Source organism: Burkholderia sp. KJ006, from assembly GCF_000262695.1.
Taxonomy (GTDB): domain Bacteria; phylum Pseudomonadota; class Gammaproteobacteria; order Burkholderiales; family Burkholderiaceae; genus Burkholderia; species Burkholderia vietnamiensis.
Window position 1 is genome coordinate 2,312,005 of sequence record NC_017921.1, and the last position, 19,701, is coordinate 2,331,705.

At 61.9% G+C, this 19,701-nt stretch carries 16 protein-coding genes; 3 read left to right on the top strand and 13 right to left on the bottom strand.

The window, feature by feature from the left end; all coding sequences use genetic code 11:
* Position 1 precedes the first annotated feature (1 nt).
* From MYA_RS24020 to MYA_RS24030, 3 genes are all read right to left on the bottom strand, one after another.
* Positions 2-1,156, bottom strand: coding sequence for an LLM class flavin-dependent oxidoreductase (locus tag MYA_RS24020; RefSeq protein WP_041494223.1), 1,155 nt, complete (start codon positions 1,154-1,156; stop codon positions 2-4).
* 290 nt (positions 1,157-1,446) lie between these two features.
* A complete protein-coding gene (locus tag MYA_RS24025) occupies positions 1,447-2,226 on the bottom strand; it encodes a creatininase family protein (RefSeq protein ID WP_014725459.1) in 780 nt (259 codons plus the stop codon).
* A gap of 2 nt (positions 2,227-2,228) precedes the next feature.
* Entirely contained in the window at positions 2,229-2,993 is a 765-nt protein-coding gene (locus MYA_RS24030) for an enoyl-CoA hydratase/isomerase family protein (protein WP_014725460.1), read from the bottom strand.
* A 218-nt stretch (positions 2,994-3,211) separates the two neighbouring features.
* Between MYA_RS24030 and MYA_RS24035 the strand changes: the two genes are divergently transcribed.
* The gene (locus MYA_RS24035) at positions 3,212-4,033 is read left to right on the top strand and encodes an AraC family transcriptional regulator (RefSeq protein ID WP_011694458.1); all 822 of its coding nucleotides are present in this window, start codon (positions 3,212-3,214) and stop codon (positions 4,031-4,033) included.
* A gap of 37 nt (positions 4,034-4,070) precedes the next feature.
* On the opposite strand, the gene MYA_RS24040 is transcribed toward MYA_RS24035, so the two are convergent.
* The 7 genes from MYA_RS24040 to MYA_RS24070 form a co-directional block, all read right to left on the bottom strand.
* Entirely contained in the window at positions 4,071-5,708 is a 1,638-nt protein-coding gene (locus tag MYA_RS24040) for an acyl-CoA synthetase (protein ID WP_034194555.1), read from the bottom strand.
* 199 nt (positions 5,709-5,907) lie between these two features.
* Positions 5,908-7,056, bottom strand: a complete 1,149-nt coding sequence (gene ribB, locus MYA_RS24045; protein ID WP_011882683.1) for a 3,4-dihydroxy-2-butanone-4-phosphate synthase — start codon at positions 7,054-7,056, stop codon at positions 5,908-5,910.
* A 22-nt stretch (positions 7,057-7,078) separates the two neighbouring features.
* Positions 7,079-7,588 carry an Lrp/AsnC family transcriptional regulator gene (locus MYA_RS24050; RefSeq protein ID WP_011661374.1) on the bottom strand — a complete coding sequence of 170 codons (510 nt, stop codon included), beginning with the start codon at positions 7,586-7,588 and terminating at the stop codon, positions 7,079-7,081.
* A 248-nt stretch (positions 7,589-7,836) separates the two neighbouring features.
* Positions 7,837-9,609 (bottom strand): dihydrolipoyl dehydrogenase, encoded by a 1,773-nt coding sequence (gene lpdA, locus MYA_RS24055; protein ID WP_014725465.1) that lies wholly within the window; start codon positions 9,607-9,609, stop codon positions 7,837-7,839.
* A gap of 274 nt (positions 9,610-9,883) precedes the next feature.
* On the bottom strand, positions 9,884-11,218 hold the full coding sequence (gene aceF / locus MYA_RS24060; RefSeq protein WP_193373724.1) for a dihydrolipoyllysine-residue acetyltransferase: 1,335 nt from the start codon (positions 11,216-11,218) through the stop codon (positions 9,884-9,886).
* A gap of 162 nt (positions 11,219-11,380) precedes the next feature.
* Entirely contained in the window at positions 11,381-14,095 is a 2,715-nt protein-coding gene (mdeB, locus tag MYA_RS24065; protein WP_014725467.1) for an alpha-ketoglutarate dehydrogenase, read from the bottom strand.
* Between the two features lie 215 nt (positions 14,096-14,310).
* Positions 14,311-15,288: an AraC family transcriptional regulator gene (locus tag MYA_RS24070; RefSeq protein ID WP_011548540.1), complete on the bottom strand. Its 978-nt coding sequence runs from the start codon at positions 15,286-15,288 to the stop codon at positions 14,311-14,313.
* Between the two features lie 708 nt (positions 15,289-15,996).
* On the opposite strand from MYA_RS24070, the gene MYA_RS24075 reads away from it, so the two are divergent.
* Both MYA_RS24075 and MYA_RS24080 read left to right on the top strand, forming a co-directional pair.
* The gene (locus tag MYA_RS24075) at positions 15,997-17,346 is read left to right on the top strand and encodes an MFS transporter (RefSeq protein ID WP_011882689.1); all 1,350 of its coding nucleotides are present in this window, start codon (positions 15,997-15,999) and stop codon (positions 17,344-17,346) included.
* 74 nt (positions 17,347-17,420) lie between these two features.
* Positions 17,421-18,593, top strand: a complete 1,173-nt coding sequence (locus tag MYA_RS24080) for a porin (protein WP_041494224.1) — start codon at positions 17,421-17,423, stop codon at positions 18,591-18,593.
* A gap of 75 nt (positions 18,594-18,668) precedes the next feature.
* Here the strand turns inward: MYA_RS24080 and MYA_RS24085 are convergent, their stop codons facing one another.
* From MYA_RS24085 to MYA_RS31490, 3 genes are all read right to left on the bottom strand, one after another.
* Positions 18,669-18,959, bottom strand: coding sequence for a DUF4148 domain-containing protein (locus tag MYA_RS24085; protein ID WP_224024983.1), 291 nt, complete (start codon positions 18,957-18,959; stop codon positions 18,669-18,671).
* Between the two features lie 36 nt (positions 18,960-18,995).
* On the bottom strand, positions 18,996-19,253 hold the full coding sequence (locus MYA_RS24090; protein WP_041494225.1) for a hypothetical protein: 258 nt from the start codon (positions 19,251-19,253) through the stop codon (positions 18,996-18,998).
* Between the two features lie 80 nt (positions 19,254-19,333).
* Positions 19,334-19,513 (bottom strand): hypothetical protein, encoded by a 180-nt coding sequence (locus MYA_RS31490; protein ID WP_146230260.1) that lies wholly within the window; start codon positions 19,511-19,513, stop codon positions 19,334-19,336.
* Positions 19,514-19,701 lie beyond the last annotated feature (188 nt).

Consider the following 19,701-nt stretch of genomic DNA (forward strand, 5'->3'; position numbering starts at 1 on the left):
TTCATCCTTGACTTTGCTTCGGGTTGGCGGCCTGCGGGCGCATGGCGCGAATCTTCTCGAGCAACTCGTCGGTCGGGCGGACGATGTTGTTGCGATCGTTGAAATGCGGAATCACGTAACGGCCCACCATGTCGATCGTCGACATGATCTGCTCGTGCGGCACCGAGTCGATATGCAGCAGCACCTCGTCGATTCCGAGCTTCTCGTATTGCTCCAACTGACGGATGACGGTGTCGGGGCTTCCGCACACCGTGGTGGCGGATTCGTTCAGCAGGTAGTCCCAATCTTCGGCGGCGCGCTGCATTGCGGGCACGCTTTCGGCCATGTACGCGTAGTTGTCCGCGAGTTTGGCGAGCCGCGGATACGCATCAGTCGAGATGCGCGCATAGTTCATGATCGCGCCGGCGTAAATGTCCTTCGCTTCCTGGTCGGTCTTGCCGATACCGATGAAGAGCGGCATGCCGGCGCGCGGCTTGTGCAACGGCCCGGTCTCATCGCGCTTCCAGCTGTTCCAGTAGGTGTCCAGCAGCCCCTTCTGTTTCTCCCATCCCTGATAAATCGCATGGCTCATCACCGCGAGGCCTTCCGAGCCGGCCCAGGCATGGCTGTTCGCGCTGGTGGCGGCAACGCCGAGGACGGGATACGGTTTTTGCAACGGCTTCGGCACGAGCGACCGGGGCGGCACCTGGTAATACTTTCCCTCGAAAGTGAACACGTCCTCACGCATCGCTTTGCGCAACAGCGCCATGCCCTCTTCCATTTGCGGCAGGGTTTCCTCGGGCGATACGTTGAACGCGCGCATTGCGATCGTCGTGTTCGCGCGCCCGCAATACATCTCCATCCGGCCTTCGGAGAGGATGTCGGTGGCCGCCAGCCGTTCCGCGGTACGCAGCGCGTGATTGATGGCCTTCGGCATCAGCGCCACGGCAGGACGCAGCTTGATTCGCGAAGTGACGGCCGCGAGATAACCGAACACCACTTCAGGCGCCGAACTCGACACGCCGCCAAGCGCAAAGTGCTGCTCCGACAACGCAACAAAGTCGAAACCCATTTGCTCGGCGAAGCGCGCTTCGCGAACCAGCTCGCGAAGCCTGTTCGAGTAGCTATGCCAGACCTGCGTCTCCTGCTCGGACCAAAAACCGAATTTCAATGGCATTTCCTTTTCCTTGACAGTCGTAATTCGAAAATTCACGGCGCGTGCGAACTGCTGCCGAGGTTCGGGCAGTGTCACGCCGCCAACCAATTAACATCGTCGTTTAACCTGATTTAGAAACAGCGCATCCAGATTGGATGGCGACACTTATCCATCCGGATGCCTTCTCTGTCTTGATGTCTCTTTTGTTTTCATGAATAAATATTGCCGCACATCCCGCAGCATTTTTTATTCTTTTCATGCCGCAACCTTGCCGATACCGGCAGATCATGCTGCCGGCTTTCCGTCTTTTTCTAGGTCGACGATTCGGCCGCAAATGCCGACGCGAGAAGCCTCGCCGTCGCACGCAAACAGGCCTCGCCAATCTCGCGTGACGATCCTCGCGCATCGCCCAGCACGCCGTTTCGGGAGATCGACGCCACGCCCTCCTTCCACATCCGGTTCAATTGCTCGGTCGTCATGGCGCCCACGTGGCCGGTCGTGAGTCGAGCGAGTCGCACACTGTCCGGATCAAGGTGGATCATGAGGGAGGTTTCTGCGATGTCTGCGTGTCCGCCCACGGATTCCGGATCGCCGCCGGCTTCCTCGACGGCCAGTCGCCATTCGCGCAGCCACGCCTGATGATCCGTATAGGCAAGCACCTGGACGTCCGGCCCGACGGCCTGTCGCAATTCCGGCAACATCGCATGAAGGGCATTGAAGTTACCGACATGCGCCGAGAACAGATAGATGCACTTGAATCCATGTGCCGCGAGGCTCACGCAGTAATCGTGGCAGAGCGCGGCATACGTGTGCTCCTGCAACGAGATCGTGCCCGGGAAGGCCATGTGGTGCTTCGAGCATCCCACTCGTATCGTCGGCGCAATCAGCGTTCGCTCCAGCAACGTGGCGATTTCCACGGCCAGCGCGTCAGCATGATCGGCATCCATGCTCAGCGGCAGATGGGGGCCGTGCTGCTCGATTGCGCCGCAAGGAATGATGACGCGATCGAACTGCGTGGCCAATGCGGCCGCCACGTCCTCATACGTCATGCGGGCAAGATGCAGCGTTTCCGGCAGTTTGAGATTGCTCACGATCAGGCCTTCTTGTTGCGGTTCAGAAATCTGGATCTTGCGTCCGCGGTCCGCGCGTTGCCGAGATATCCACGCAGGTCATCGAGCGTCATCTGCAGCAGAGCTTCGTCGTTCATCCGTGGACTCTCGCGCAGCGTTCGCTTGATGGCGGCGAACAGCTGGCGATCTTTGGCGCAAAGCGCGCGGCATTTGGCCAGCGCGTCTCTCAGCGTTTCATCGTGCGCGGAGATCGCGTCCACCGCGCCTATCGCCAACGCCTCTCCGGCCGTGATCAGTTCACCGGAAAAAAGCAGCGAACGCGCGGCCCGTCGACCCAGCAGGGCCGCTGCGTGGCGCATGCCTTTTGCCGCGGGCAACAGGCCGTGATTGATCTCGGGAAATCCCAGCCGGGATTCAGCGGACGCGACGACGTAGTCCGCATGCAGCGCCATTTCGAATCCGGCACCCACTGCATAGCCGTTGACCGCGCACACGAGCGGGCTCGGATACTGCTCGAGTTGCGCCAGGAACGCGTGGAACGCTTCCATGCGCGACAGGGCGAGCTCATGGTCCGCCACTTCATTGATATCGCCGCCGGCACAAAAGAACTTCTCTCCCGCCCCGGTTAGCACGATGCCGGGTGGCACGTCGTGTCGAGCGAAGTCGCGGAAGACGGACATCAATGCGGTGATGAGCGGTTCGTTCAGTGCGTTCGCCGGCGGCCGGTCGATCGTCAGTTGCACGACGTCCGCGTCGATCCGTGTGCAAATCAATTCGTCGGTTTTCATACCTGATGTCTCGTGAATTTTCATCGAGCCAGTGTAGGTCCGACGGGGCCAAATTTAATTTTGATTTGCCAGCGCCATCGTTGATTCGGCGGATTAAAATCGCGTCAGTCGGATGGCCCACCGTATGTTGCACCGAGGGCGGCGATACATGAATTCACCGAGGCCAGGCAGGCGCAGAAAGCGAGTGAACCGTGGAACCCAACAATCCTGAAATCGGCATGTCCGCTTCGCGAGCCATGACAGACCCGGTGAAGATCAACTATCAGCCGTTCGATCCGGACTCCGTCGATTTGCCGGTCATTTCCGTTCTCCTGGAGACGAGCGGAAAAGAGGATGAGCTGCCGATGCACGTTCATCGCAAGGGGCAACTGGTCGTCGCATTGAGCGGGTCGGTCATGTGCCGATCGCCGAGCGGATGGTGGATCGTTCCGCCCAACGGCGCGGTGTGGATTCCGGGTGGCATTCCGCACAGCAATCATGCTTCCGATTTCGCCAAGCTGTACGTCATCTTCATTCCGCCCGACGAGGCCGGCCTGCCCACCGACTGCCGCAGCTTTACGATCACGCCGCTCATCCGCGAGCTGATCCGTTCACTGGCCAGGTTCCCGCCCGACTATCCGAAGGACGGCCCGGTGGGCCGGCTCGCCAGAGTGTTGCTGGATCAGCTCGCGCTGCTGGCGCCCGACGACGTCTTTCTCCCGATCTCCGACAATCCCCGGCTGCAACAGATCGCTTCGGCGTTGCTCGACAACCCCGCCGACCGCAGCACGATCGCGGAATGGGGGCGCCGATATGCGATGAGCGAACGTACGCTCGCGCGGCTGGTACGCAGCGAAACCGGCATGACCTTCGGGCGCTGGCGCGAGCGTCTGCATATCATCATTGCGCTTCAGCGATTGTCGGCAGGCGCGTCGGTTCACGCCGTGGCGCTCGAGCTCGGCTATGAAGGTCCGAACTCGTTCATCACCATGTTCAAGAAGACCATGGGACAAAGTCCCGGCAAGTTTCGCGTGGACCAGAAGGAGGCGTCCTCGCGCTGATCGAAACGCGGCGGCTGGCGCTACGCCGCCGCCTCTTTCACAGCTGGCGCGCCCGCTCCCTCAAGTGGAACTTCTGGATCTTGCCGGTCGCAGTCTTCGGCAGAGGCGAGAACACGATGGTCTTGGGCACCTTGAAATGTGCCAGCCGCTCGCGGCAAAACGCGATGATGTCCGCTTCGGTCACCGCCGAATCGGCTTTGAGCGCGATGAAAGCACAAGGTGTCTCGCCCCACTTGTCGTCGGGACGCGCGACGATTGCCGCCTCCAGAACGGCGGGATGGGAATACAGTATGTCCTCGATCTCGATCGACGAAATGTTTTCGCCTCCCGAGATGATGATGTCCTTCGAGCGGTCCTTGATTTCCAGGTAGCCATCGGGGTGCCATACCGCGAGATCGCCCGTGTGAAACCACCCGCCAGAAAATGCCTCCACGGTGGCGTCCGGATTCTTCAGGTAGCCCTTCATCACGTTGTTGCCGCGCAGAAATACCTCGCCGAGCGTTTGCCCGTCTTTTGGAACGGGCTCCAGCGTATCGGGGCTGGCTACCATCACTGCCTCGAGAGCGGGGCCGCGCACTCCCTGGCGGGCCTTGAGCCGCGCTTTCGCATCGAGATCGAGTGCATTCCACGAGTCGCGCCACACGCATTGCACGACCGGCCCATAGGACTCGGTCAACCCGTAGGCGTGCGTCACGTCCCAGCCCATGCGCTCCATGCCGGCGATCACCGAAGCGGGCGGCGGTGCACCGCCGGTCATGACCTTGACTCCATGACTGATGCCGGCTTTCAGCTCCGGCGCGGCGTTATTGATCATGTTCAACACTACGGACGCCGCACAAAAATGCGTGACCGCCTCGGTGCGGATGGCGGCGAGAATTCGCTCGGCCCGCGTATGGCGCAGAAAGACACTGGTGCCGGCCACCAACGCCATGGTCCACGGAAAGCACCAGCCATTGCAGTGAAACATCGGCAAGGTCCACAAATAGGTCGTGTCCTCGTCCAGATGCCACGATAGTGCGTTCGATACGGCGTTCAGATATGCGCCGCGATGGTGATACACGACGCCCTTGGGATTGCCCGTCGTGCCCGATGTGTAGTTCAGCGATATGGCCTGCCATTCGTCTTCCGGCATCGCGACAGAAAATTCCGTGTGCGCGGCCTCCTGCAGCAACGCCTCGTAGTCTTTTTCGCCGAGCAGATCGCCTTCTCCGAACTGTGGATCGTCGATGTCGATGACCTGAATGGCACGGCCGAGCCGTGCCAGAGCCTTCTTCACCGTCGAGGAGAATTCGCGGTCGGTGATCAGCAGCTTCGCGTCGCCGTGGCCGAGAATGAACGCGATCGTGTCGGCATCGAGCCGTGTGTTGATGGTGTTCAGGACGGCGCCGCAAAGCGGTACACCGAAATGCGCCTCGAACAGTTCCGGTGTATTGGCCGCGATCATCGCCACCGTATCGTCGTTGCCGATGCCGCGCCCGCGCAACGCGCCGGCGAGCAGCCGGCAACGCCGGTAGGTTTCGGCCCAGTCGCGGCGTATCGTGCCGTGCACGATGGCCGTGCGCTCCGGCCAGACGGATGCGGCGCGTTCGAGAAACGTCAGCGGCGACAAGGCAATGAAGTTCGCCGGGTCGCGCTCGAGTCCGGTCGTATAGGGATGGTCTGCCGTCGTTTTCATGCGGGCCGCCCCGCGGCCACGGCGCTCGCGCGCGCCGACGATGTCGGGGTTTTCTGCGTGTCTCATCTCTCCTCCAGTTGCTTTTATGGTCACGGAACGCCCTGCGATGAGCGTCACGACTTCATCCGGAACAACGCCGCCGCGATCAGAACGGGACGACCCGATTTCTGCATCGGCACGGCAGCGCGACCGGATGGCGTCAAACTTCCTGATAGTCGTGAATCCGCTCTATTTTTCTCTGCTCGACCATGTTCAAACCGTAGCCCTCCAGGCCCACGATCGTTCTTTCATGATTGGAGAGCAGGATCATGTTCTTCACGCCGAGTTCGGTGAGAATTTGCGCGCCTATTCCGTAATCGCGCAGCTCCGGCTCGGCAGGCTTGGGATGCATCATGGCACGCACACGCTCGGACACGGCCGTGAGGCGGGATTCGCGGATCACCACGATGACGCCGCGATTCTCGTTCTCCAGCAAACGCGCGGCGCCGCGCAGGGACGCGAGGTGGTGACCGCCGATGACGTCGTTCATGGTATCCATTGCATGCATGCGCACGAGAACGGGGTCGGCGCCCCGTAGATCGCCCATGACGAAGGCGATATGCTCGACCTGATCGATCCGGTTCCGGTAGACCACGATCCGCCAATGCCGTCCATTCGGCTCGGTGAAGCTCCCGTGTTCAACGGCCTCCACGAGCCGTTCCGTTCGTCGGCGATATGCGATGAGATCGGCGATCGTGCCCAGCTTCAGCTGATGCCGCCGTGAAAAGGCGATGAGGTCCGGCAGCCTCGCCATGGTGCCGTCGTCGTTCATGATTTCGCAGATCGCACCGGCCGGTGCGAGCCCGGCCAGCCGGGCGATATCTACCGCCGCCTCGGTGTGGCCCGCGCGCACGAGCGTGCCGCCGTCGCGCGCCATGAGTGGAAAGACGTGTCCGGGAGAAACGAGCTCGTCTCGCCCCGTTTCCGGATTGATCGCCAGCGAAATCGTGCGGGAGCGGTCGGCCGCCGAGATGCCGGTGCTCACACCGTCACGCGCCTCGATCGACACCGTGAAGGCCGTCTCGTGCCGCGAACCGTTGATTCGGCTCATCAAATGCAAACCCAGCGATTCGCAGCGCGAGCGCGTCATCGCGAGACAGATCAAGCCGCGCGCATGCGTCGCCATGAAGTTGACGGCGTCGGGCGTGGCGAATTGCGCGGGAATGACGAGGTCGCCTTCGTTCTCACGGTCCTCGTCGTCGACCAGAATGAACATCCGCCCGGCGCGCGCTTCTTCGATAATCTCCAACGCCGTTGCGATGTCGGCGCGCGAATCTGCCGGCCGGCCGGCGGACATTGCGTTACTCATGAGAGCACCTTGCGCGATGTGATCACGACGCCTGCGCCAGTCCATGAATCTGAATGGGCCGCGTCTTGTCGATGGGAAGCGTCGTCTTGTTGGCAAGCCGTTTCAGGACGACGTTCGAGCGAACGCTGGCCACACCGGGAAGCGACGTCAGCTTGTGCGTGATGATGTGTTCGAGTTCGACGAGATCTCTCGCCACCACCCGCAGCAGATAGTCGGTTTGCCCGGTCATCATGAAGCAGTCCATGACTTCGGTGATGCCTCTGACCGTGTCGGCGAAACTCTCCCGCGCCTGCATGCCCTGCCGCTCCAGACTGATCTCGACGATGGCCATGATGCCCAGGCCGAGCAGGGACGCATTGAGCACGGCGACGCGTCGGCTGATTACACCGAGACGCTCCAGATTTCTGACCCTGACGAGACAGGGAGAGGGCGACAGGTTGACTCGAGCCGCCAGTTCGAGATTCGTCAAACTTGAGTCCTCCTGAAGTTCACTCAGGATGCTAAGGTCTATCCTGTCCAGCGCAACGTTCATAGCCCGCGTCTCCTCTTTGCACAAGGCTCCGGTGCCCTGAAGCTCGAACGCTCGCTAGCGCGGCAGAACATCGATTTCCGCTCCAGCAGGCATTCGAACAACATCACCTGATGAACAAGTTTATGCCTGGCAGCTCCGCGGAAAATTCTGATAAAAAGTCGAGTTATCACCAAAAACGGTCATTGTCGCCGCACGCTCGGGAAAACCCGCAACTCGTCATACTTGCGACACGCAAGCCGAGATGGCGATCAGGCCTTTCTGGGCGGCGGCAAGTCCGTACAGACGCCTTCGTACAATTCGGCGGCCATGCCGACCGATTCGCCGAGCGTCGGGTGCGGGTGAATCGTCTTGCCGATGTCTTCGGCGTCCGCGCCCATTTCGACTGCGAGACACACTTCGCTGATGAGGTCGCCCGCGTTCAGGCCCACGATGCCGCCGCCGATCACGCGATGGGTTGCCTCGTCGAAGATCAGCTTCGTGAAGCCTTCGTCGCGGCCGTTCGCGATCGCGCGGCCCGACGCGGCCCACGGGAACACCGCCTTGCCGTACTTGATGCCTTCGGCCTTGCACTGATCTTCCGTCTTGCCGGCCCATGCCACTTCCGGATCGGTGTATGCCACCGACGGAATCTGCAGCGCGTCGAAGTACGCCTTTTCGCCGTGAGCGGCTTCGGCTGCGACGTGGCCTTCATGCACGGCCTTGTGCGCGAGCATCGGCTGGCCGACGATATCGCCGATCGCGAAGATGTGCGGCACGTTCGTGCGCATCTGCTTGTCGACGTCGATGAAGCCACGCTCGGTGACCGCGACGCCCGCCTTGTCCGCGCCGATCTTCTTGCCGTTCGGGCTGCGGCCCACCGCGACGAGCACGAGGTCGTAGCGCTGCGCTTCCGCGGGCGCCTTCTCGCCTTCGAACTTCACGTAGATGCCGTCTTCCTTCGCTTGGGCGCCGACCGTCTTGGTCTTCAGCATCACGTTGCCGAAGCGCTTCGCGTTGAACTTTTCCCAGACCTTCACGAGATCGCGGTCGGCGCCCATCATCAGGCCGTCCATCATTTCGACGACGTCGATCTCGGCGCCGAGCGTCGAGTACACCGTCGCCATTTCGAGGCCGATGATGCCGCCGCCGATCACGAGCATCCGCTTGGGCAGCTGGCGCAACTCGAGTGCACCGGTCGAATCGACGACGCGCGGGTCTTCCGGCATGAACGGCAGCTTCACTGCTTGCGAGCCGGCTGCGATGATGGCCTGCTTGAACTTGACGACCTTCTTGCCGTTGTCGCCCTGCACTTCCATGTGGAACGGGTCGACGAATGCGCCGATGCCGGTCACGACTTCGACCTTGCGCGCCTTCGCCATGCCGGCGAGGCCGGTGGTCAGCTTCTTGACGACGCCGCCCTTGAAGTCGCGCAGCTTGTCGAGGTCGACTTCGGGCTTGCCGAACGTGATGCCGTGCGACGCGAGCGCTGCGGCTTCCTCGACGACGAGCGCCGTGTGCAGCAGTGCTTTCGACGGGATGCAGCCGACGTTCAGGCATACGCCGCCGAGTGTCGAATAGCGTTCGACGAGTACCGTCTTCATGCCGAGGTCGGCGGCGCGGAATGCGGCCGAGTAGCCGCCGGGGCCGGCGCCGAGTACGAGCATGTCGCATTCGATGTCGGCTGAGCCGCCGTAGCTGCCGACTTGCGGCGCGGGTGCCGGGGCGGCAGCGGCCGGAGCCGGCGCAGCCGCTGCGGGCTTCGGTGCTTCGGGTGCTTTCGCGGGTGCCGGCGCGGCTGCGCCTGTCGATGCTTCGACGAGTGCGATCACGGTGCCTTGCGAGACTTTGTCGCCGGCTTTGACTTTGATTTCCTTGACGGTGCCGGCGATGTCGCTGGGCACTTCCATGGATGCCTTATCGGATTCGAGCGTGAGGAGCGTTTGCTCTTTTTCGATCACGTCGCCGGGCTTGATGTTGACTTCGATGACATCGACGCCGCTGAAATCGCCGATATCTGGAACTTTGACTTCGATGAGACTCATGTACGTCCCCTTCTTGTTGGCTACGGAGAGAGGGAATGGAAACTCGCGCGACGAACCGGCCACGGCCTGACAAGAGAACGCGAACCTGGGCAGAACCACCTTTGCTGTCCGCCCAAGGACGCGCCTTTCTTTTGGTTACTTTTCTTTGGAAGACAAAGAAAAGTGACCGCCGCCCCGCGCAGGGGCGACGCCAGCAGACCGTATGCAAAACAGGTTCAACGACAGTAAGAGGCGCACCGACAAAAACGCACGCCCCCGCGAGCCCCTCTTCTCATCAAAGAACGATGCGACGGAAATCCCCAAGCAACGCGCCAAGATAAGCATTGAACCGCGCGGCTTCAGCGCCATCGATCACGCGATGATCGAACGCCAGGGAAAGCGGCAACGTCAACCGCGGCACGAACTGCTTGCCGTCCCACACCGGCTTCATCTGCCCGCGCGACAACCCGAGGATCGCCACTTCCGGCGCGTTGATGATCGGCGTGAAGTGCGTGCCGCCGATCCCGCCGAGCGACGAGATCGAGAAGCAGCCGCCCTGCATCTGGTCGGGCTTGAGCTTGCCGTCGCGCGCGGCCTTCGACAGCTCGGCCATTTCCTTCGCGATGTCGACGAGGCCCTTCTTGTCCGCATCGCGGATCACCGGTACGACGAGACCGTTCGGCGTGTCGGCCGCGAACCCGATGTGGTAGTACTGCTTGAACACCAGGTTGTCGCCGTCGAGGCTCGCGTTGAAGGTCGGGAATTTCTTCAGCGCGGCCACCACTGCCTTGATCACGAACGCGAGCATCGTGAACTTCACGCCCGCCTTCTCGTGCTCCTTGTTCAACTGCACGCGCAGCGCTTCGAGCTCGGTGATGTCCGCTTCGTCGTTGTTCGTGACGTGCGGGATCATCACCCAGTTGCGATGCAGGTTCGCGCCCGAGATCTTCTTGATGCGCGACAGCGGCTTCGCCTCGAACGGGCCGAACTTCGCGAAGTCGACCTTCGGCCACGGCAGCAGATTCAGCTCGCCGCCGCCTGCCGGCGCGGCTGCCGCGCCCGGCGCCGCGCGCTGGCCCGACATCACGCCCTTCACGAAGCCCGTGATGTCGTCCTTGGTGATGCGCCCCTTCGGGCCGCTGCCCGGCACGCGCGCGACGTCGACGCCGAGCTCGCGCGCGAACTTGCGCACCGACGGCGACGCGTGGTTGGCGCGAGACGGCTCGCCTTCGCGCGCCGGCGCGCATTGCAATGGCGCGGATGCGGATTCCAGTTCGGGCGCCGGCGCAAGCGCCGGCACCAGCCCTGTCGCGACATTCGCCGACGGACACGCGAGATCGCGCGCAGCCGAGGCGGTCGCAGGCACAGGCGCCGCGTCGTCCTGCCGCTCGCCGTCGCTGTCGAGCAGCGCGATCAACGTGCCTTGCGACACCGTTTCGCCGACCGCGACCTTCATCTCCCTGATCACGCCAGCGGCGGGACTGGGCACATCCATCGTCGCCTTGTCCGACTCGAGCACGACGAGCGACTGCTCCCGTTCGACGCGTTGTCCGACTCCCACCAGAACTTCGATCACGGGGATGTTCTTGTAATCGCCGATATCCGGTACTTCTATTCGTGTCACCCGCACATTCGTCTCCAACAGCAAGCATTTCAACAGTCAACGCCCCCTCTTCATCAGGTCGGACGCACTAGATTCGATCGGATTTCCCGCGATGGACCGATGGACGCGCAAGGCCTTCGAGCAGCCGCTTCGCGCGCCGCTCGCACGACGCTCACCGGTCAACGGGTGCTAGACCAGCCAGGGTTCGGTCAGCCCGGTTCCGCTTCGCCCGTATCGGTCGATCGCCTGACGCACGACGTCAGGGTCCTGCCGGCCCTCGTCGACGAGTGCTTTCAGCGCGGCGATCACGATCGACGCACGGTCCACTTCGAAGAACGCACGCAACGCCGCACGTGTATCGCTGCGCCCGAAGCCGTCGGTGCCGAGCACGACGTAGCGGGACGGTACATACGCGCGGATCAGCTCGGGCACGGCGCGCACATAGTCGGTCGCGGCGATCACCGGTCCACGCGCGGCGCCCAGGGCCGCCGTCACGTAGGGCACCGCAGGCTCGCCGCGCGCCAATAGCCGCTGCGCACGCTCCGCGGACACGCCGTCGCGATGTAATTCGGTGAAGCTCGTCACGCTCCAGACGGCCGCGTCGATATGCCAGTCGTCTTTCAACATCCGTGCCGCGGCCTGGACCTCACCGAGAATCGCGCCCGAGCCGAGCAACTGCACCTGCGCGATCTCGATCTGCGCGGGCTCCAGCACGTACATCCCCTTGAGCACGCCGCTACGGACGCGATCGAGATCCGCTTCAGTCAACGAACGCTGTGCGTAGTTTTCGTTGGTGACGGTCATGTAGTAAAAGACGTCGCGCTGACGCGCGATCATCTCCTGCACGCCTTCGTCGACGATCATCGCCACTTCGTACGCGAACGCCGGATCGTACGCACGGCAGTTCGGTATCGTCGAGGCCGCAAGGTGGCTCGTGCCGTCCTGATGCTGCAGACCCTCACCGCCGAGCGTCGTCTTGCCGGCCGTCGCGCCGATCAGGAAACCGCGCGCGCGCTGGTCGGCAGCCGCCCAGATCAGGTCGCCGATGCGCTGGAAACCGAACATCGAGTAGTAGATATAGAACGGCAGCATCGTCAGATCGTGCACGCTGTATGACGTCGCCGCCGCAATCCACGACGACACCGCGCCCGCCTCGGAGATGCCCTCTTCCAGAATCTGGCCGCCCGTATCCTCACGGTAATAGAGCATCGAACCCATGTCTTCCGGCTCGTACAGTTGACCGAGCGGAGAATAGATGCCGATTTGCCGGAACAGATTCGCCATGCCGAAGGTGCGCGCCTCGTCGGCGACGACGGGCACCACACGCGGCCCCAGCTCGGCGTCCTTCAACAGGTTGCCGAGCATGCGCACGAACGCCATCGTGGTCGACATTTCCTTGTCGTTGGTATCGAGCGCGAATCGTCCCCACGACGACATCGCGGGCACGGCGGGCGCGTGCGACGCAGCTGTGCGCCTGCGCGGAAGATAGCCGCCCAGCGCCGCACGGCGCGCGTGCAGATACTGCATGACGGCACTGTTTTCGTCCGGCTTGTAGAACTTGAGTTGTTCGACATCGTCGTCGGAGAGCGGCAGGCGAAAGCGGTCGCGAAACGCCTTCAACTGTTCGATGTCGAGCTTCTTTTGCTGATGTGTGGTCATGCGCCCCTGGCCGATCGAGCCCATGCCGAAGCCCTTCATCGTCTTCGCGAGAATCACCGTAGGTTGCCCGCGGTGTTTCGACGCCTTGTCGTAGGCAGCGTGCAATTTGCGCACATCGTGGCCGCCGCGCCGCAGGCGGTCGATATCGTCGTTGCTCAGATGCGCGGCGAGCGCGGCCAGTTCGGCGTTCTGGCCGAAAAAGCGGTCACGATTGTAGGCGCCGTCGTTGGCGGAAAAAGTCTGGAACTGGCCGTCCACGGTGTGCGCGAACGCGCGCAACAGCGCCCCACTGCGATCGCGTGCGAACAGGGGATCCCAGTCCGAACCCCACAACACCTTGATGACGTTCCAGCCCGCCCCCGTGAACTGCGCCTCGAGTTCGTCGATGATGCGGCCATTGCTGCGCACCGGTCCGTCGAGCCGCTGCAAATTGCAGTTGATCACGAACACGAGATTGTCGAGACCCTCGCGCGCCGCCAGCGACAGTGCGCCGATCGCCTCGGGTTCGTCCATTTCGCCATCGCCGAAATAGCCCCACACCTTGCGGCCTTCCGTGCGTTGCAGTCCGCGGTTCTGCAGGTAGCGCATGAAGCGCGCCTGGTAGATCGAGTTGATCGGCCCAATACCCATCGAGCCGGTCGGGAACTGCCAGAAGTCCGGCATCAGCCACGGGTGCGGGTAGGAACACAGGCCTGCACCGGTGATTTCCTGTCGGTAATGCTCGAGATGCGCTTCGTCGAGAAAACCCTCGAGGTAAGCCCGCGCGTAAACGCCCGGCGCGGAATGGGGTTGAAAATAGACGAGATCGCCACCGTTGGCATCGTTCGCGCCGCGAAAGAAATGATTGAAGCCCACTTCGAACAGGTCGGCCGCCGACGCATAGCTGGCAATATGCCCGCCGAGTTCGCCGTAGGCGCGATTGGCCCGCACGACCATGGCCAGCGCATTCCAGCGCAGCGCGGCGGCAAGCTTTTCTTCGATATCGAAGTCTCCCGGATACGGCGGCTGCTGATCGACGGCGATCGTATTCGCGTAGGGCGTGACATTGAGGCGCGCCGTTGCGATACCGTTGGACGACGCGTGGGCCGCGAGCCGATCGAACAGGTACTGAGCCCGTTCGGCACCGGCATGCCGAACCACGCCATCGAGCGCATCGAGCCATTCGGCGGTTTCGAGTGGGTCGTCGTCGATTTTCGTCTGGCCCAGGGAAAGGATCGAGGGTGTCCCCGTCGATAAGTCGGTCATCTTGCAACTCCGTAAAAGCAATGCGAGTTCAGTGGCGAGTGCGCAAAGATTACGGGGGATGCCGCAGAATGTGTGGTCGTATTGAAGGCCGCCAAAGCGGTGTCGGCTGCAGTGTCTTCTGCGGAATGCGCGATCTACAGCATTTCTATTCGATGCGCGCGGTCTCGCGTGGAGAACCCGGCGTCACGGGCGGGAAAACGGACGAAGGCGCGGCTTCATGCATCGCCCACAACGTCCGCTGCGCCATCCGCTCGGTCGTCCATCTCGGTCGCAGCCGCCGGCGCGAGCCCGGCCTCCGATTGCGTGCGAGCCAGCGCGGCGAAATAGCGGCCTGGCGAATGCCCGAGCGCTTTCTTGAACATGGTGATGAAGGCGGTTACCGACTCGTAGCCGAGTTCGTCCGACACGCGTTGCACGGAAGCGCCGCCGGCAAGTTCGCGCACCGCAACGAGCAATTGCAACTGCTGCCGCCAGCGGCCGAAGGTCAGTCCCGTTTCACTGACGACGAGTCTTGCCAGCGAACGCTCGCTCATGGCGAGACGCTTCGCCCATTGCGCGACGGTGCTGCGATCGCCGGGATTGGCGTTCAACGCGTCCGCCATCTGCCGGATGCGCGGATGATCCGTAACCGGCAGATAGAGGCGCTCGACCGGCATCAACGTCAGCTCATGCAACAGCACGCGCGCAAGCCGGTCGGTATGGCCGCCCTGCTCGTAGTCGAGCGGCGCACCGGCCAGATGCAGGATCATTTCGCGCAGCATCGGCGAAATGGAGAGCGTGCAGCACTCCGTCGGCAGGTCGACGACACCGGGCTCGGCGAACAGATAGCAAAGCCGGGCATTGGGTGTCGCATGGTTACTGTGCGGCATCTCGCCGGGAATCCAGACGCCGCATTGCGGCGGGACGATCCAGAACGCGCCCGCGACCCGGCAGGTCACGGCGCCGTGCAACGCCAGCACCAGTTGCCCCTTCTGATGCTTGTGAACCGGAATTTCGGCAGCATGCTCGTCGACGTGCATGCACATCGCCACCGCCGGCCGATCGATCGCGTCCGGATCCGCAAAATCAGGAAGGCTAACGTAACGGTTCATATCGGGCATTCTAGCGACATGTTGAAATTGTGGCGAACGATGCGAAGCATAAGCAGGCACAGCCGCATCACGTGCCACGCTGGAATGGCGCCACGACTTCATTGCGCGAGACCGCCCCTTCCCGGACGCCCGACGTCCGGGCTCGCGCGTGAGCGGTTCGACGGTGTCGATGCCCATGCAGTCCGGTTCGGACCCGATTGTGCTTCGTACGTGGGCTGTGGCACGTCACGGGCACGCTTCACGAGTCGGGCGAACGCCACGATGGCGTCGAGCAGATCGGCGTGGACGGCACCGCGAAGTTCAGCGAGCCACCGACCGCGAATTACGCTTCGATCAACCGCTCTCACCGCACAATCTGCCGAACGGAGCGCCGCCGCGGCAACACAAGAATAATAAATACTGCCTGGACTGCGGCAATATTTCTCCGTGCAATCAAGATGACTTCACGATGCCGGCGCCCCGGATTTCTTCAAACGCAATGAAATACGGAGCGACGGAATAATAAATCGAGCGAGACAGTTTTTTCACACCAATACCGAACGGACGACGGCACCGCACCATTGTGCATGGCACTTGCCCCGTGCGGGACGGGACGGCACGGCACGGTCGTTGGCCGAATCCGCCGGGCCGCCGCATTTGCATCAGCAATCAGCTTCTGAAATTAATCAAGTATTCGTCGTATTAAACGTCGATTCTTCAAGCCCGCTTTAATGGCACCGAATGCCCGCCCATTCGCGCCATCACCTTTAACCCTGCAAGAAAGTGCAATACCCGAAGTAAAACCTTTTCTTTTAACGCGAGGAGAACGATGTGGAAATACGGAAAATCAACGTCTACGACATCATCGACAGTCGCAGAATCGGCAGGAGGCAGTATTTCATCGTCGCCTTCTGCGCGCTGCTGATGCTTTTCGACGGTTTCGACACTCAGGTCATCAGCTTCATCGTGCCCGTTCTCGCGAAAGAATGGCAACTGCCCAAGGCCGTATTCGGTGCGATTTTTTCAGCGGTGTTCTTCGGGTTGCTGATCGGCAATTTCGGCATTCCGTTCGCGACCCGACGCTTCGGCACGAAGAAGATCGCTTTCGTGGCAACCGCTGCTTTCGGCCTGTTCACCGTCCTGACCGTCTTTGCCACCAGCGTGCCGCAACTGATCGCCTTGAGGTTCCTCACCGGCATCGGCCTCGGAGCGGCCACGCCTTGCGCGGTGGGCCTCGTTTCGGAATTCAGCCCGAAGAGAACCCGCGCGACTTTCGTCATTCTCGTCTACATGGGATATGCGCTGGGGTTCATCTTCGCGGGCATCTGCAGCAGCGCGTTGATCCCGCGGTTCGGCTGGGAAGGCCCACTGTGGCTGGGCGGGCTCGCGGCACTCGGCTTGACGGTGTTGCTCGTTCCGCTGCTGCCGGAATCCGTGGCCTACCTGTCGGCAAACGCGCAGCCCGGTGAATTGCTTCGTGCAACCAAGCGCCTCTTTCCCGATTTCACGCTGCAAGCGGACAGCGAACTGGTCACTCACGAAGAGAAGCCGGCAGACGCAAGTGTGCTCGGATTGTTCTCCGCACAATTCCGCGTTGGGACATTCCTGCTGTGGGCCGTATTCGCCATCAACCTGGCCGCGTTCTATTTTCTGCAGAGCTGGCTGCCGACCGTTCTCGCGTCCATCTCGTTCCCACCCGCGCTCGTGGTCTGGGCGACCATCACCGTGATCATCGGCGGCATGGTGGCCAGTCTGCTGATGGGACCCATCATGGATCGCACGAGCCCTTACAGAATTCTGTCCGCGGTCTACGTCGGCGGCGCCGTGTCGATGTACGCAATCTCCATCGCGATCGGCTCATCGCATCTCGCCTTACTCACGACGATCTTCTTTTGCGGCTTTTGCATCAGCGGCGGACAAACCTGCGCGATCGCGTTGTGCACGCTGTTCTATAGCCCGGAATTGCGCGCCCCGGGCGTCGCGTGGGCCTACGGATTCGGTCGGCTCGGCGCCGCGGGCGGCACTTACCTCGCGGGCGTCCTTTACGCGAACAACTGGAGCGTCGACGCGATGTTTCGCGTGGCAGCCGCGCCAATCCTCATTGCAGCGGCTTGCGTGGCGCTGATGGGCGCTTGCTATGGCCTGACGAAGAACGGCCTGAAGAAATCCTTTTCGGCCTGACCGGTACCGCTCGCTGAATCGATGAACGTCAAGTGAACCGTTCTTTTGTATGGCCTTTTGATTGCGGAGATCTCATGAAAACCAAAAAAATCGAAATCATTGTCGGCTCGCTCGTGGGGCTGGCCAGTTCCGTCGCGCATAGCCAGAGCAGCGTCACACTCTATGGCGAGATCGACAACGGCATTCATTACCAGACCAACGTAGGCGGCGGCAAGGCCGTCTACATGGACTCGCTGGACGGCATCGACGGCAGCCGCTGGGGGCTGACCGGCAAGGAAGATCTGGGTGGCGGTCTCAAGGCGATTTTTACGCTCGAGTCCGGCATCAACGTGAACAACGGACAGTTTGCCCAGGGCGGCACGGCGTTCGGCCGGCAGGCTTTCGTCGGACTGAGCAGCGACACTTACGGCTCTCTCACCGCCGGCCGCCAATACGACATGGTGTGGTATTTCCCCGAGTTTCTTGCCGGATCCGCGGCGGTTGGCGACCTGCCGAGCGCGCATCCGGGAGATTTCGACAACACCAGCAACAGCGTGCGATTCAACAACTCGGTGCGCTACATGAGCCCGGACTTCCGCGGCTTCTCCTTTGGCGTCGAATATAGCCTTGGCGGCGTACCCGGCGACTTCACGTCGACGTCGGGCTATTCGCTTGGAGTCGGTTACACACACGGTCCGCTTCAGATCGGCGCGGCGTTCGATTACTTCAAACACCCGACCTCGACGCCAGGCAACGGATGGTTCACCAACTATGCAAGCGGCTTCAATCTGCTGGCCTCCTCTCTGAACTCGGCCTATCAGGTCGCGCAGGCCTATCAGGACGCCGTCATCGCGGCGGCCTACACGATCGGAAACGCGACGATCAGCGCATCGTATTCGAACGTTCAATACGCCAATCTCGGCGCGGGGTTCATGAACGGCACCGCCGTCTTCAACAACTACGACATCGGGTTGAACTACCGTGTCACGCCGGTCTTTTTCGTCGGCGTCGCGTACGACTACATGAACGCGCGGAGCGTCACGACGGCACAAGGCAATGCCGTCGGCAACCAGCACTACAATCAGGTGGCGTTCACGCTGGACTATCTGCTGTCGAAGCGTACCGACGTGTACCTCTCCGGCGGCTGGCAGCGCGCTTCGGGCACATCGTCGACGGGCGCGCCAGCCGTCGCCAACATCGGCGGCTCCGGAGATTCGTCGAATAACCACCAGATGGTTTATCGGCTCGCTATACGACATAAGTTCTGAGCGTGGCTCGCCCTGGAGCCTACATGACGATGCAGCGATATTGCAGCGCAAGCATGCGGACGCCAGGGTCATTGTTCAAGGCTGCTGGTTCGACGCCTGCAAGGATGGCGTCGCCACCGCGCCTGCATCGCGGACATCCCGATTCCGGCGAGCCTGCGCCATATCGGGCGGATAGGTCCGCTGCCTGGGCGAGTGAGTCGGAATCCAGCCGTCGCGTTCTGCCTGAATGAGTTCGGCCCGCACTTCGGCGCGTGTCTTTCCGCTCGTGACCACGGCCGCGGCGCAGCCCGCATCGACTACACCGGCGCTCGCGACCAACGGGATGCACGTGACGAACCAGAGTATCGCTGCAATTGCCGTGCGCATGAGAATCTCCTTCCTTGTGAAGCCGTGGCGCCGCGCTCAGACGAAGCCATACATGGTGAACAACATGACGTACGGGATCTGCTGTCCCGCCGAATTGCAGACCATGACGTCGGCCCTCTGAATGGCGCACGCGGACACGATTGCCTTTGCGACTTTCGAAATGACAAATTTCATGATGATTGACTCCCTATCTGACCCGACCTTACGGTCGATCTCTCGGCGATCCGTCGATGGTGCTGAACAGCGCTCGAAGCGCTGCATCATGGGTTCATGACGCATCGCGGCCATCGACATCGCACAACGCTTGTTCACTACCGGCCCGAAGCACGGAACCCGGCACGTCGGTGCTTTGAAGCGTCTCCGTGATGCGTACTTTATCGACATCCAGCGAGCATGAATTTGTGGAAGATGACAACGCATCTGCAAAAACTGCCAGAGTTTTGCTGATGCACGATGTCCTGTCGGCGGTCCATTGCCGAACCGCGCGCCGATTCGAGGCGGTCGTTCGGAGACTGCGCCATATGCCGGACGATCGGATCGGGATCGACTTTCATCTGCTTCGCCTGATCGTCGTCGAGCCGTCGGCCAAAGCAAAGTCGTCGATGCTCGCGAAGCAAAAATGTCACTTCAGACCTCGACACAGGGCATGCAGATTGCATGGACGAGCCTGCCCGAGACCCCACACGATGCACCTCGCACGCGCGAAAGCGCGGCAATGTGCATACTGGCGTGGCTCGCTCCA

Excerpts from the sequence above, each read along its gene's own strand:
- MYA_RS24050 (WP_011661374.1), bottom strand. The coding sequence starts at position 7,588 with ATGAACGTTGCGCTGGACAGGATAGACCTTAGCATCCTGAGTGAACTT.
- mdeB (WP_014725467.1), bottom strand. The coding sequence starts at position 14,095 with ATGACCGACTTATCGACGGGGACACCCTCGATCCTTTCCCTGGGCCAG.
- MYA_RS24035 (WP_011694458.1), top strand. The coding sequence starts at position 3,212 with ATGTCCGCTTCGCGAGCCATGACAGACCCGGTGAAGATCAACTATCAG.
- MYA_RS24080 (WP_041494224.1), top strand. The coding sequence starts at position 17,421 with ATGAAAACCAAAAAAATCGAAATCATTGTCGGCTCGCTCGTGGGGCTG.
- MYA_RS24085 (WP_224024983.1), bottom strand. The coding sequence starts at position 18,959 with ATGCGCACGGCAATTGCAGCGATACTCTGGTTCGTCACGTGCATCCCG.
- MYA_RS24040 (WP_034194555.1), bottom strand. The coding sequence starts at position 5,708 with ATGAAAACGACGGCAGACCATCCCTATACGACCGGACTCGAGCGCGAC.
- MYA_RS24030 (WP_014725460.1), bottom strand. The coding sequence starts at position 2,993 with ATGAAAACCGACGAATTGATTTGCACACGGATCGACGCGGACGTCGTG.
- MYA_RS31490 (WP_146230260.1), bottom strand. The coding sequence starts at position 19,513 with ATGAAAGTCGATCCCGATCCGATCGTCCGGCATATGGCGCAGTCTCCG.
- MYA_RS24070 (WP_011548540.1), bottom strand. The coding sequence starts at position 15,288 with ATGAAGTCGTGGCGCCATTCCAGCGTGGCACGTGATGCGGCTGTGCCT.
- lpdA (WP_014725465.1), bottom strand. The coding sequence starts at position 9,609 with ATGAGTCTCATCGAAGTCAAAGTTCCAGATATCGGCGATTTCAGCGGC.
- MYA_RS24020 (WP_041494223.1), bottom strand. The coding sequence starts at position 1,156 with ATGCCATTGAAATTCGGTTTTTGGTCCGAGCAGGAGACGCAGGTCTGG.
- ribB (WP_011882683.1), bottom strand. The coding sequence starts at position 7,056 with ATGAGTAACGCAATGTCCGCCGGCCGGCCGGCAGATTCGCGCGCCGAC.
- MYA_RS24090 (WP_041494225.1), bottom strand. The coding sequence starts at position 19,253 with ATGTCGATGGCCGCGATGCGTCATGAACCCATGATGCAGCGCTTCGAG.